General features: G+C 31.4%; 2 protein-coding genes. Both read left to right on the forward strand.

What is annotated here, in order from left to right; all coding sequences use genetic code 11:
* Window positions 1-281, forward strand: a 281-nt coding sequence (locus R8269_RS25190; protein ID WP_318222905.1) for a helix-turn-helix domain-containing protein, incomplete at its 5' end; no start/stop codon positions are given.
* Between the two features lie 607 nt (window positions 282-888).
* A partial coding sequence (locus R8269_RS25195; protein WP_318222906.1) for a LysR family transcriptional regulator occupies window positions 889-1,201 on the forward strand: 313 nt, incomplete at its 3' end.

Consider the following 1,201-nt stretch of genomic DNA (forward strand, 5'->3'; position numbering starts at 1 on the left):
ACATCGTCTCTATCAGTGATTTAGCGAATGAAGCTTGCTTATCAGAACGGCAGTTAAAACGCCGATTTAAAGAGGCGACATCCATCAGTCCGCTAAAGTTTATTCAGTTAGGGCGTTTATCTTTTGCAAAAGAACTGTTGAGGTCAACAAAGTTGTCAATTGATGAAGTTGCAAGTCGATCTGGTTATGTTGATACACAGTTTTTCAGGCAGATATTCAAACGAGAAAATGATTGTTCTCCGCTTGAATATCGTAAAAGAAACCAAGTTAAAGCTGAATGATAAGCATATCTCATGGCCAGAATCATGATCTATACAACATTATTAATTGAATAGTCGTATTTACATTCGTTTTAAATTCATATTATAGTTCGAACGAAAATGGCAAACGTTTGCTATTTTCGTTCGAGTATAAATGGGTTAGTCTTGAATTGATTTTTAATAACGGTAACTTATACTTATATATACGTATTCTTATAATTACTTAATTTCTATTAATAATATTGTCGTTCATATAATGTATATTGTTTGTTATGAAATAAACCAATATGAATATTATTAAGTAATTACTTAAAATTAAAGGGGGATTTAGACCTTATAAAGGGGGTGATTAAGACACAATATTATAAAGTTATCTTTTTTTAATTAATTATTTCGCAACATGAAATAATAGTTAAAACAGATATTTACAATGTTTTTTATCTTGTCGGATTAGTGGTAAACTCAATGAGTAAGCAATTGGTTTCTTATACAACTGTTTAATGCTTAGACGTAAAATAAGACACTGAGTTATAGAGGGGAGCTATTTATTAACTGGCTTCATCTGTAGCTTTATGGATTTATAAAAATTATAACTATCGGAAAATTATTGGGTCTTGGTGTTATTTAAATGAAAGCTAATAAACGTACCATCGATGTAAAGTACTTGCGCACTTTTTCACATGTTGCAAGGCATAGAAGTTTTACTGCGGCAGCAGAAAGTCTATATTTAACCCAACCAGCCGTTTCACAACATATTAAAAAACTTGAATGTACTATAGGGGCTGAAGTCTTCGATCGAAAAGATGGATTCAATCTGACTAAACATGGCCAAATATTGCTTAGTTATACAGACAGAACAATGTCTTTATATGACCAATTATTTGACGAATTGGCTCAAGTAGATATGTTTGATCGGTACTCTATTGCGATATCTGATTCAT

The sequence above is a fragment of the Vibrio sp. Vb0667 genome, from assembly GCF_033391095.1.